Source organism: Aequorivita echinoideorum, from assembly GCF_018476645.1.
GTDB lineage: Bacteria > Bacteroidota > Bacteroidia > Flavobacteriales > Flavobacteriaceae > Aequorivita > Aequorivita echinoideorum.
In genome coordinates this window covers 403,284-415,729 of the sequence record NZ_JAHCTB010000002.1, presented here as the reverse complement: position 1 = coordinate 415,729, position 12,446 = coordinate 403,284, and the positions used below count along the sequence as shown (strand labels likewise).

Below are 12,446 nucleotides of genomic sequence, written 5' to 3'. Positions count from 1 at the left end.
ATACATTCAAAAAATGCTGAAAAGAATCCCGAATGTTATGATTTTTTTATAACATTGCATGAGACTTTATTATGTACGCATAATAAATTTTCGAATTTTATTCAATTAATTCCTCTAAACTGATAGTAAAAATTTAATTAAACAAAAAACTATGAATAAACTATTCCTTTTTGCCGCCTTCATACTTGCAAGCGCGGTTACTTATGCGGGCGGTTACCGTGTGAGCTTACAGGGCCAAAAAGCCCTGGCGATGGGGCACACCGGTGTTGCCGTAATCAATAGTAGTGAACTTGTGTTTTTTAACCCAGCAGGTTTGGTTTATCTGGAGGATAGATTGAACATTTCCGCCGGGGTAAGTGGCGTTTTTTCTGGCGTTGCTTATCAAAATTCTGCAAATGGCGCCTATGCCGAAACAGACAGTCCAGTGGGAACACCGTTATATTTGTACGCTTCTTATAAAGCTACGGATTGGTTGGCCGTAGGTCTGGGAGTTTACACACCTTATGGAAGTACTGTGGAATATGAAGATGATTGGGAAGGATCCCATTTGGTGAACAACATCGACCTTAAGGCGTTTTACGTTCAGCCTACCGTTTCAATTAAAGTGAACGATAAGTTCAGTTTTGGTGGTGGAGCTATTTATGTGAATGGTTCTGTGAATTTCAATAGAAATCTGAACCGTACTTTGACCGATCTTGAAGGAAACCGTTCTGAAGTGACAATTGATGCTTCGGGAGTTAGCAATTGGGGATGGACGGCGAGTGCTATGTTCAATTTTACTGAAAATCTTCATTTGGGTGCCACTTATCGTTCCGAAATTATTTTGGAAGCAGAAGATGGCGATGCCACTTTTGAAAATATTCCAAATTCACCTTTGACCCCTTTTTCAAACACAACATTTAATGCTTCTTTGCCGTTGCCGGCAGAAATGACGGTGGGTATGTCTTACCAGTTCTGTGAAAAATGGCTTTTTGCATTTGATTACAACAGAGCATTTTGGGACGTTTATGATTCTTTGGACATAGACTTTGCGAACGAAACACCAGATTCAAGAAATCCACGGAATTATAAAAATGCTTCAATTTACCGTTTTGGACTTCAGTATGATGCTTCAACAATGTTCACTTTGAGAGCGGGTTATTATTTTGATGAATCTCCTATACAAGCTGGTTATTTTGCCCCAGAAACGCCACGTAACGACAGTAATAATTTCACTGCCGGACTTACGGTGAACGTAAGTGACCATTTACAGATTGATGCTTCTTTCCTATATTCTAGATTCAAGGAAGTTGATGCCTCTTATGATTTCTATACTGAAAATGGCGTAAACGTTCCTTTTAGCGGAACTTATAAATCAAACGCGTTTGCTCCAGGATTAGGGCTTACTTACAAACTTTAATTTTTTTAAAAAATGAAAAATATTCTAAAATATACATTTGCGGTCGTAGCTGTGGGTTTTGCAAGCTGTGAGCCTGAATTTGATAATCCTGTAAATGAAGAAGGATTTTACACTAGCGGAACGGCAGATTTTTCAAGATACGTTGCCGTGGGAAATTCCTTGACAGCAGGTTTCGCTGATGGAGCTTTATACATCACGGGCCAAAATAACAGTTATCCAAATATAATGGCTGAACAATTTTCACTAGCCGGTGGCGGTGAATTTACTCAACCACTAATGAATGATAATTTAGGTGGTTTGCTTCTTGGAGGAAACCAAATCACTGAAAACAGATTTGTGCTCGCCGTTGGGGCCAATGGAAACCCTGGGCCAGTACGTTTAGAAGGAAACCCAACAACTGAGGTTACAAATAAACTTGTAGGTCCATTCAACAATATGGGCGTTCCGGGAGCAAAAAGTTTTCATTTAGTCGCGCCCGGTTACGGTAATGCTGGCGGGGTTGCTCAAGGTGCCGCCAACCCTTATTTCGCACGCTTCGCAAGCAGTGATAATGCAACAATAATCGCCGATGCAACTGCTCAAAACCCTACATTCTTCAGTCTTTGGATTGGTAATAATGATATTCTGGCTTACGCAACCGCGGGTGGTTCTGGGGTAGATCAAACAGGAAATTCAGACCCAAACACCTATGGAAATAATGATATCACAGATCCGAATGTTTTCGCTTCGGTTTATAGCCAGCAGGTAGCTGCATTGGCCGCCAACGGGGCTAAAGGTGTTTTGGTGAATATTCCAGAGGTAACTTCAATTCCCTATTTTACTACTGTCCCTCGAAATGCCATTCCATTGGATGCGGCTACGGCAGGTGCGTTGAATGCACAATTTGCCGCTTATAATAATGCGGTTTTGCCTGGTCTTGTGGGCGCGGGAGTTATTTCTCAAGAAGAAGCAGCACTTAGAATGATTAATTTTTCTGCTGGCCAAAATTTCCCTATAATGGTTGACGATGATTTAACTGATTTAACCCAAATCCTACAGGGGCCACCCTTTAGTTTGCCGGCACAGACCGCAGGATTACTAGGCCAGTTGCGCCAAGTGAAACCAGATGATCTTATAGTTTTGCCAGCATCGTCAGTTTTAGGCTCGGTGCCAGACCCAAGCAATCCTCAGGGTGTGGTCGGTGTAACCATTCCATTAAGTGACGATTTGGTATTGGCCGTTACAGAACAGGCTCGCGTAACAGCGGCAAGCATGGCATACAATGCAACAATCCAAGCGTTGGCAAACGCAAACGGTCTTGCTTTCGTTGACGCACGGGCTGCTCTAAATCGAGTTGCTAACGGCGGTATAAGTTATGACGCAGGTTTGCTTACCAACCAATTTGTAACAGGCGGAGCGTTCTCCTTAGACGGGGTACATCCTACGGCACGCGGGTATGCTTATGTTGCCAATCTTGCCATACAGGCAATTAACGAAACATACGATGCAACCATCCCAACCGTAAATATTGGAGATTATCCAACAATTACGTTGACCAACAACTAAATTTTAAACGAGTTTAAATATTAAAAAAACCGCCTTCAAAATGAAGGCGGTTTTTTTATCTTTATTCAACAACCAAAATTTTATAATATGAAATTCCTTCTAAAATTACTGCTTACGGCACTCGCCGTCGTGGTGCTATCACAAATTCTTCCGGGTGTTATGGTAGATGGCTATGGCACGGCCATTGTTGTGGCCATTGTTATCGCGTTGCTTCGGCTCATTGTAAAACCCATTTTGATTTTGTTTACGCTACCCATAACCATAATCACTTTCGGTCTTTTTCTATTAATTGTAAATGCCATAATTATTTTGATGGCAGATTTTTTTGTGGGAGGTTTTAATGTTGCTTCCATCTGGTGGGCACTACTCTTTAGCTTATTGCTTTCCCTTTTTCAATCCATTCTTTTTTCGCTTTTGAAGGAAGAAAGATGAATGCGCTCCGGTTAATTTGAAGTCGATATTTAACCTTGCTTCGGAATAGCCTAATCTCTTTCAGAAACAACGGGTTGTAAATGTTTGTTGGGTTCTTTAAAAAGCCGTATTTTTGCGTCCCGAAATTCAGAAGAGAAAAAATGAACATTACAAAAAAAGACATTGATAAATTGAACGCTGTAATTACAGTGGAAATTTCAAAGGACGATTACGCTGGAAAAGTTGAAAAAGTGCTGAGCGATTATCGTAAAAATGCCAATATTCCCGGTTTTAGAAAAGGACATGTGCCAATGGGAATGGTGAAAAAGCAGTACGGCAAGGCTGTTTTGGTAGAAGAAGTGAATAAGCTTTTGCAGGATGCGCTTCATAAATTTCTTACCGAAGAAAAACTGGATGTTCTGGGAAATCCACTTCCGAAGAATGAAGCAGACATCAACTGGGATGCTGATGATTACTCATTTGAATTTGAATTGGGCCTTGCGCCAGATTTCAATGTGGATGTGAAGGGCAATGAAGTGTTGCAGTACAAAATCGTGGCAGACGAGGAAATGTTAAATAACCAAGTAAAAACAATCCGCAAGCAATACGGAAAATTGATTTCTAAGAATGAAGTTGAAAAGGGTGATGAGATTACCGGTACTTTTACTTCTTCAGAAAAAGAAATTGAAAAGAAAACAACGCTTTCCACAGAAGATATTGCTGGAAAATCACAGCTTGAAAGCCTAATGGGCGCAAAAGTTGGCGATATGGTTTCCTTGAATACCAAGGGTATGTTTGCAGATGATCACGACAATCAAAAATACTTTGGCGTTGCCCACGATGATGCGCACGGTCTCGATATAGCGGTTTCCTTCAAAATTGAAGAGGTCAACAAACGCGAAATGGCGGAACTTAACCAAGAATTATTTGACAAATTGTTTGGCGAAGGTGTGGTAACTTCAGAAGAAGAATTAAAGAAAAAAATCAAGGAAGATGCTGAAGGGCAGTTTGCGCAGCAGAGCGATCAAAAATTATTGAACGACGTGGTAGATTCATTGATAGAAAACACAAAATTTGATCTCCCAGATGCATTTTTACAGCGCTGGATTGCCGTGAGCGGAGAAAAGAAACTTTCTGAGGAAGATGCAAAAGCCGAATACGAAAGAAGCGAAAAAGGTCTTCGCTACCAACTTATTGAAGGAAAACTTCGCGCAGAAAATAATCTTCAGGTTACCTTTGATGAATTGAAAGAGTATTCTAAAAATATGATAAAAGCCCAAATGGCGCAATTTGGTCAAAACAACCCTACGGATGAGGAATTGGAATCCATTGCGGCAAGAATTCTTTCAAACAAAGAAGAAGTGCAGCGTTTGAGCGAACAACTGAACACCAATAAATTATTAAACTACTTTAAGGAAAATGCAAAGCTGAAGACCAAAGAGGTCACCTACGACAAATTCGTAAAAGAAGCCTACGCGTAATTCAGCGAATAAATAGTTATCTTTAGGCGTTGGATTATTTATAATTTAACGCCTTTTTCATTCCTGCAAATGGCAGGATATAACAACAGTTTTAAAATAAGGAATTGAACATTTATGGACTATAGTAAAGAATTTAAAAATTTTGCCACTAAAGATCAGGGTATTAATGCTATGTACTACGATCAAATAATTAGCAGTATGTACCCAGTGAATTTAACGCCCAATATTATAGAGGAACGCCAGATGAACGCTGTTGCTATGGACGTTTTTTCACGCTTGATGATGGACCGGATCATATTTTTAGGAACGGGAATCAATGATCAAGTAGCAAATATTGTACAAGCACAACTCCTGTTTTTGGCAAGTACGGATGCCACGCGCGATATTCAAATTTATATAAATTCTCCGGGCGGTAGTGTATATGCCGGATTGGGAATTTACGATACCATGCAATTCATTAAGCCAGACGTAGCTACCATCTGTACTGGAATGGCGGCCTCCATGGCCGCAGTGCTTTTGTGCGCGGGCGAAAAAGGAAAAAGAAGCGGTTTAACGCATTCCCGAGTTATGATACACCAGCCATTGGGCGGAGCGCAAGGACAGGCAAGCGATATTGAAATTACCGCGCGGGAAATTATTTCGCTAAAGGAGGAATTATATAGAATAATTGCTAAACACACTGGACAAACGTATGAAAAAGTTTACGAGGATAGTGATAGGGATTACTGGATGAAAGCGGATAGGGCTTTGGAATATGGAATGATAGATGAAATTTTGACCCGAAGCTAAAAAGGATTTTTTTTGAAAAAGAATAATATGCCAAAAGAAGATTTAGAGTGTTCATTCTGCGGAAGGAAAAAGGCTGAAACAAATTTGCTGATAGCAGGTTTGGATGCCCATATTTGTGACCGCTGTATCGAACAGGCACACGGAATTGTGGTCGAGGAAGCATTGCACTCCGGCAATGGCGAATTGACCAAAGACCTAATGCTGAAAAAACCAAAATTGATAAAGGCTTTTCTTGACGAATACGTTATTGGTCAAGAACATACTAAAAAGGTTATGTCAGTTGCAGTTTACAACCATTATAAAAGGTTGCTGCAGCCAAAAAGTGAAGATGATATTGAAATCCAGAAAAGTAACATTATCATTGTTGGCCAAACTGGAACTGGAAAAACGCTGATCGCAAAAACAATTGCACGTATGTTGAATGTACCACTTGCCATTGTTGATGCAACTGTTTTAACCGAAGCTGGCTACGTAGGCGAAGATGTGGAAAGTATCTTGACGCGCTTGCTTCAGGCGGCAGATTACAATCTTGAAAAGGCAGAAAATGGAATAGTTTTTATTGATGAAATTGACAAAATAGCCCGCAAAAGCGACAATCCATCGATAACCCGAGATGTGAGTGGAGAAGGGGTGCAGCAAGCTCTGTTGAAGCTTTTGGAAGGAACCACTGTAAATGTTCCGCCAAAGGGAGGAAGAAAACACCCCGATCAAAAATTCATTGAGGTAAATACTGAAAATATTTTATTTATCGCTGGAGGTGCTTTTGATGGTATTGAAAGGCATATCTCAAAACGCTTGAATATGCAGGCCGTTGGTTTTACCGCGTCAGTCAAGGAAAACCAAATGGAAAAAGACAATATGCTTCGGTACATTATTCCGAAAGATTTAAAGGATTTTGGCCTGATACCTGAAATCATTGGCCGTCTTCCAGTATTAACCTATATGAATCCGTTGGACAAGGAGACGCTTCGCGCCATTCTTACCGAACCAAAAAACGCCATTATAAAACAGTATAAAAAATTGTTTGAAATGGATGATATAGAATTTGTTATTACGGAAGAAGCACTTGATTTCATTGTTGAACAGGCCATTGAATATAAACTTGGGGCCCGCGGCTTACGTTCATTATGTGAAGCTGTTTTAACAGATGCTATGTACGAATTGCCTGGTACAGATCACAAAAAACTGCACGTTACAAAAGAATATGCTGAAGAGAAATTGAATAAATCAACACTCAAGAAATTGAAGGCAGTTTCGTAATCGCTTTATATCACAAATACTTTAACCCAAAAAAAAACCTCGGAACGTTCCGAGGTTTTTTATAATTTATATGTTTTTGTAGTTATGGCGTAGCCAAAAGTATTTTGTTTTTGTTATTCAATATTTTTTGCTCCATTTTCTCTCTTTTACTTTTAAGATTATATCCGGCTACTTGATTGTCAGAATTTTTCACTTGCTGTGTTGCAGAGCAAGAGCAAAAAGAAGCTGTAAAAACTAAAAAAGAAATTATGTAAATAAATTTTTTCATTTGGGGGCAACTATTGTTTTTTGATGAAGCAAACTTACAGCGGAATGCAGGATGCCACAAAACTTTTAGTTGAACGTATTACATATTCGTTGAAATGCAAACCCGTGAATAACAGTGTCGTTTAAGTGAAAAAATCATCGATTTAATACACTTCTACGTCTTGTTGAGAAGTCTTATTGAGTGCCAAAAGTTCCTCTAAATAGTCCCGGGAATTGGAAAGTCTGGGAACTTTGTGCTGGCCACCTAGTTTATCTTTAAGTTTTAGCCAATCGTAAAAAAGTCTTTCCCGCGCCGAATGAATTTTTGGCGCATTAAGCGTCGTATTATTGTACCGTTTTGCTTCGTAATCGCTATTTACTTCCTGAAGGGCTGAATCAAGTAACTGAGAAAATGTCTGCATATCCTGCGGAGGAAGCTTGAATTCAATCATCCATTCGTGGGCGCCCTTTTTCTTTCCATCCATGTATATAGGAGCTACGGTGTAATCCACAATTTCAGCATTTGTAATCTGTGAAACTTTCCGAAGGGCACTCTCCGCATTTTCTATTATAAGTTCTTCGCCAAAAACGTTGATGTGGTGCTTGGTTCTCCCAGTAACTTTTATACGGTACGGATTGGTCGAGGTAAAACGAACAGTATCCCCAATTTTATATCGCCAAAGACCCGAATTGGTAGTAATAACTACTGCATAATTTTGTCCTTCCTCAACTTCACTCAGCGGAATTACTTTTTCTTCTGGAGTGCCGTAACTGTTCATTGGGATGAATTCGTAGAAAATTCCGTAATCCAACATGAGCATCAATTCCTTATTATCATTTCTATCCTGTATGGCAAAAAAACCTTCCGAAGCATTATAGATTTCATAATACCTGAATTCACTCTTCGGCAACAATTTATTATACTGGTCTATGTAGGGATCAAAATTTACGCCTCCGTGAAAATACACTTCTAAATTTGGCCACACTTCAAACAAATTTCCTTTGCCAGTGGTCTCCATTACATTGTTCAACAAAACAAGCATCCACGAGGGCACCCCGGCGAGGCTTGTAACGTTTTCCTTTATGGTCTCGTTTACTATCGCTTGCATTTTGGTTTCCCAATCTGCCATCAATGAAACTTCGCTGCTGGGCGTACTGCTAAACTCCGCCCAAAACGGCATATTATCAATTAAAATGGCCGAAAGATCGCCAAACACAGTCCCATTTTCCTGATATAATTGCTTGCTTCCGCCCAGCCGTAAACTTTTTCCTAAAAATAGATTCGCATTTGGATTATTGTTTAGGTACATACACAGCAAGTCCTTACTGGCAGCGTAATGGCAGCCTTCCAAAGAATCGAAAGTAACGGGAATAAATTTGCTTTTCGCATTTGTGGTTCCGCTGGATTTTGCGAACCATTTTATGTGGGTGGGCCAGAAAATATTTGTTTCGCCCCTACGTGCGCGCTCAATGCGCGCTTCATTTTCCTCATAGGTGGTAACGGGAATTCTATCTGCAAATTCGCGATAGCTTTTTATGCTGGAAAAATCATATTCACGACCTATCTCCGTATTTTTTGCTTTGTAGAGCAAGTTGAAAAGTAATTCTTCCTGAACCTCAATGGGGTACTTCAAAAAAAGATCAATTTGATGAAATCTTTTTTTCAGAAACCACGAAGCAATGGAATTTACGATGGGGATTGGCATGTTTTTCCGCTATCTTTATGCTATAAAAATAACAATTTTATAATTACGAATATTTCTTTTTTCGGGCGATGTTGCGCCCAATTGCTTCAAAAATAAATTCGGAATAAAAAATTTGGATCCATGAATTACGAAGGAGTGCTCACTAAAATGCAGACCGAAAACGGTTCGCCCATTCAGTATTATTTGGTTTTTGAAAATGATTTTTTAAACGTTAACCAATTATTGGATAAAAAAATTTCCATCAATTTTCTTCGTTATCAGTGCCTTAATTGTGGACTTCAAAAGAAAATTTATAGACAAGGGTATTGTTATGATTGTTTTTATTCCATTCCGCAGGCGGCAGATTGGGTTATAAATCCCGAAAAAAGTAAGGCGCATTTAGGAATTGAGGAACGTGATCTGGATTACGAAAAGCGCGTACAATTGCAGCCCCATGTGGTTTATCTAGCAAATAGTAGCAGTATTAAAGTAGGTGTTACGCGAAAAACACAAATCCCCACGCGATGGATAGATCAAGGAGCGCACGAAGCCATTGAAATTGTGGAAGTGCCCAATCGCTATCTCGCGGGCATAACCGAAGTCGCACTGAAAGACCATTTAAGCGACAAGACAAACTGGCGAAGTATGCTGAAAAACGATATTAAAGATGAGGATTTGGCATTATGGCGAAATAATTTAAGGCAATATATTCCTGCCGAAGCTGCTGAATATTTCATTGAAAATAATGTTGAAACCAATCTTCAATTTCCGGTTTTGCAATATCCATTGAAACCAAAAACCCTCAATCTTGAAAAATCACCTTTTTATGAAGGCGTTTTAAAAGGGATTAAGGGTCAATATTTACTTTTTGCGGACGATACCGTTTTCAATGTGCGTGGCAACGAAGGTTATGTGGTTTCCATCACCGTAAATTGATCAGTTCCCAGATTTTGTATTGGTGGTATCAGTCTTCTTTTTGCCGCCCAAAAGTCCACCCAGAACATTTTTAATGGTTTGCGTAGTTTGTTGCTGTTGTGTATTCTGTTGGTTATTCCCTGTATTTGTTGAAGTTTTTGTCGAATCTTTTTTGGTGCCACCGCCCAATAGTCCGCCCAAAAGATCGCCTCCTTGGTTGATCAACTTATCTTTTTGTTTGGCCAAAAGTTGCTGTGTCAATGTATTTATAGCAGTTTGTGTGTCTACGGAAACCTGCGGATTTGTAAACGTTCCTCTCAAGCCAATCGGAAGGTTCACGCTCATTTCATTAGCCTCTTTCGGGCTAAGGTTTTGCATCAATTTTGTAATATCACTGCCCAAATATTTTGCGGGCACGTCAAATGTTAAATTATAATCGATGGATTTATCGAGCCCATGTGTACCTGCTACCGCCACATCAATTCCTTTCACATCAAAACGGAACGGCTTTACTTCAATTTTTCCATTGTTGAAGGTTAGGTTGGTGCTTACATCCCGCAGACTCAATCTATCCAGGTCCAAAAATGAAATTTTATTGCCCAGAGTTGATAACAATGGCGTTTGTTGAGGATCAACTTCTGCCGTAATAATTTGTGCCAAAGCATTTCCGGCAAGTGTTGAAAGTTTTGGCGAAAAATCATTTGTCAACTGCCCGTTCAACTGAAATTTAGTGTTCAGGCTTCCTTGTAATGACTTTGCGATAGGAACCAGAAACTGGAACATTTCAAGATTTTCAAACGATTGGTCAATGTCAATTTTGCTCAAATCCAGATCTACGGAAAAGGTTGGAATTTCGTTTTTTGTGGAAATATTTCCTGAAAATGCTATGTTACCGCCAAAAATATCTGAAGTAAAATTGCTTATTGAAACAGCCTCATTTTGAATGGTCGCCGTGCCTTTGGCATCGCTCAATTGAATATTATCGTAAACCAATTTTTTTGCCGAAAAATCCAAAGTTGCATCGAGAAAATCTGGAATTTTTATCCCTTCGGAAGTTGTGGTTTTTTGCGCTGATTTGCCTTCTTCAGAAGTATTTGTCGAGGTGGTTTTTTCTTCTGAAGACATAAAATCGTTTACATTGAAATTATTGGACTGTACGGCAAATCTTCCTTTCAAATCTTGCTTGCTCATTAAAAAAGGAATCAAATTTTGAATATTTCCAGAAGCTTTAATATCCGTAGATCCCGTGGTGGCATTTAATTCCCTTAAAGTGAAAACGCCAGGTTGCAGCGCAAGATTTGCATTGGATACTTTAATTTCATTTTTAAAACCGGCATCCTTGTAATTGAAATTCGTCAAACTTGCGGTGCCGCGGGCATCTATTTTATCATAACGTTCCTTTTCCACAGATTCCATATCAAACTCGGCGGCAAGATCTGCCCTGAAAATCCCGCTCAGATTTTGTTCCATTTCCACGGGTAGTACTTGTTTAATATTTGCAAGATTTAAAACTCCCTTCATTTCCATATCCACAAGCGCATTTTCGGTCATATTTTTAATATTGGCCTGCATCTCAAAAGGTTCATTGTCTATGGTAAATGTAAGTTTAGGGATATTTAGATAGGTGTCTGCCAGCAGCCCTGTTTCATTTATCAGTTCTGCATCAATGGTGATATTTTCGACGGATTTTGGCAAATCTGGATATTTAAACGAAGCATTGTTACTGGCTACTTTAATATCCATGGTTGGTATGTGGGTGCTGTCCACAATTCCTTTTATCATTCCATTTACCGTGAAATTTCCGGTGGTTTTCACGTCATTTATTTGTTTTACGTAGGCTTCGGGAATTACGGCCAGAAAATTTTTAAAATCTGAAGATGGCGTTTTGAAAGATAAATCCACCTCGTTGTTGGTTTCGTTTACTTTTACAAATCCTTCAAATGTTAAAGGCAGCTCATTGATTTTGGCTTCGTTTTCAAGAAATGTGTATTTCTGATTTTTAAGGTCGAGTTTAAAAATTGCATCCAGCGCAATCTGGTTTTTGGTCAAATATTTAAGACTGTCAATTCTGAATGATGCCAAAGCTCGCGTTTTCGTATCCAGATTGCTAATTTCCTGCGAAAAATCCCCACTTCCCTCGTGCTGAACGTCCGTAAGGATTAAGAAAGTTTTGCTAGCCTCATCCAGATAGTTGATGCGCGAATTTGTAATTTCATACTCTTGAAGGTCAAAACTGAATCCTTCCTCGTTTGCGTTTTCCTCAGGATTGACAGCCGGTGCATCGTCTTTTATAGCAATATCGTAATTGGCATTTCCTAGTGAATCTATCTTTATATTGATGAACGCCCCATCAAGATGAATGGCATCAATCTTCAAATTTTTAGATTTGAAAAGTTGCATGACGCCCATATCCAGTTTCAGGCTTTTACCGCTAGCCAACGTATCGCCGGCAAATGGAGCCTTGTTCAAAACATTGAAATTATTCAGCTGAAGTGAGGCATCGGGAAAACTTCGGAACAGGCTGAGATCCAGTTCTTCCCAAGCCACAGTGGCGTTCAGGTTTTCATTGATGGTTTTCTTCAGCATTTTTTCAAGGCTTCCCTTGAATAAAAACGGGGCGGCAAGTAGGAGAATAAGTAGAATCCCCAGAACGATACCGAATATTTTGAGAAATTTTTTCATCTGTATTCGAAACTTTTAAACTGTTCGCAAATT

10 protein-coding genes are annotated in these 12,446 nt (G+C 39.4%); 7 read left to right on the top strand and 3 right to left on the bottom strand.

Translation table 11 applies throughout. The features are described 5' to 3' along the window. The first annotated feature begins 151 nt into the window (after positions 1-151). From KIV10_RS05770 to clpX, 6 genes are all read left to right on the top strand, one after another. Complete coding sequence (locus tag KIV10_RS05770) at positions 152-1,399, top strand: OmpP1/FadL family transporter (RefSeq protein WP_214112533.1); 1,248 nt, start codon at positions 152-154, stop codon at positions 1,397-1,399. A gap of 12 nt (positions 1,400-1,411) precedes the next feature. Beyond that, entirely contained in the window at positions 1,412-2,944 is a 1,533-nt protein-coding gene (locus tag KIV10_RS05765; RefSeq protein WP_214112532.1) for an SGNH/GDSL hydrolase family protein, read from the top strand. A gap of 87 nt (positions 2,945-3,031) precedes the next feature. Next, positions 3,032-3,376 (top strand): phage holin family protein, encoded by a 345-nt coding sequence (locus KIV10_RS05760; protein WP_214112531.1) that lies wholly within the window; start codon positions 3,032-3,034, stop codon positions 3,374-3,376. A gap of 140 nt (positions 3,377-3,516) precedes the next feature. Beyond that, complete coding sequence (gene tig / locus KIV10_RS05755) at positions 3,517-4,836, top strand: trigger factor (RefSeq protein WP_214112530.1); 1,320 nt, start codon at positions 3,517-3,519, stop codon at positions 4,834-4,836. 114 nt (positions 4,837-4,950) lie between these two features. Continuing rightward, entirely contained in the window at positions 4,951-5,625 is a 675-nt protein-coding gene (gene clpP / locus KIV10_RS05750; protein WP_214112529.1) for an ATP-dependent Clp endopeptidase proteolytic subunit ClpP, read from the top strand. 27 nt (positions 5,626-5,652) lie between these two features. Next, a complete protein-coding gene (gene clpX, locus KIV10_RS05745) occupies positions 5,653-6,885 on the top strand; it encodes an ATP-dependent Clp protease ATP-binding subunit ClpX (protein ID WP_214112766.1) in 1,233 nt (410 codons plus the stop codon). Positions 6,886-6,967: 82 nt separating this feature from the next. Here clpX and KIV10_RS05740 read toward each other — a convergent pair whose 3' ends face one another. Beyond that, complete coding sequence (locus KIV10_RS05740; protein WP_214112528.1) at positions 6,968-7,153, bottom strand: hypothetical protein; 186 nt, start codon at positions 7,151-7,153, stop codon at positions 6,968-6,970. A 142-nt stretch (positions 7,154-7,295) separates the two neighbouring features. After that, positions 7,296-8,837: a GH3 auxin-responsive promoter family protein gene (locus KIV10_RS05735; RefSeq protein WP_214112527.1), complete on the bottom strand. Its 1,542-nt coding sequence runs from the start codon at positions 8,835-8,837 to the stop codon at positions 7,296-7,298. A 120-nt stretch (positions 8,838-8,957) separates the two neighbouring features. Here KIV10_RS05735 and KIV10_RS05730 point away from each other — a divergent pair, with 120 nt between their 5' ends. After that, positions 8,958-9,752, top strand: a complete 795-nt coding sequence (locus tag KIV10_RS05730; RefSeq protein ID WP_214112526.1) for a DUF2797 domain-containing protein — start codon at positions 8,958-8,960, stop codon at positions 9,750-9,752. On the opposite strand, the gene KIV10_RS05725 is transcribed toward KIV10_RS05730, so the two are convergent. After that, complete coding sequence (locus tag KIV10_RS05725) at positions 9,753-12,413, bottom strand: AsmA family protein (protein ID WP_214112525.1); 2,661 nt, start codon at positions 12,411-12,413, stop codon at positions 9,753-9,755. Positions 12,414-12,446: the final 33 nt, after the last annotated feature.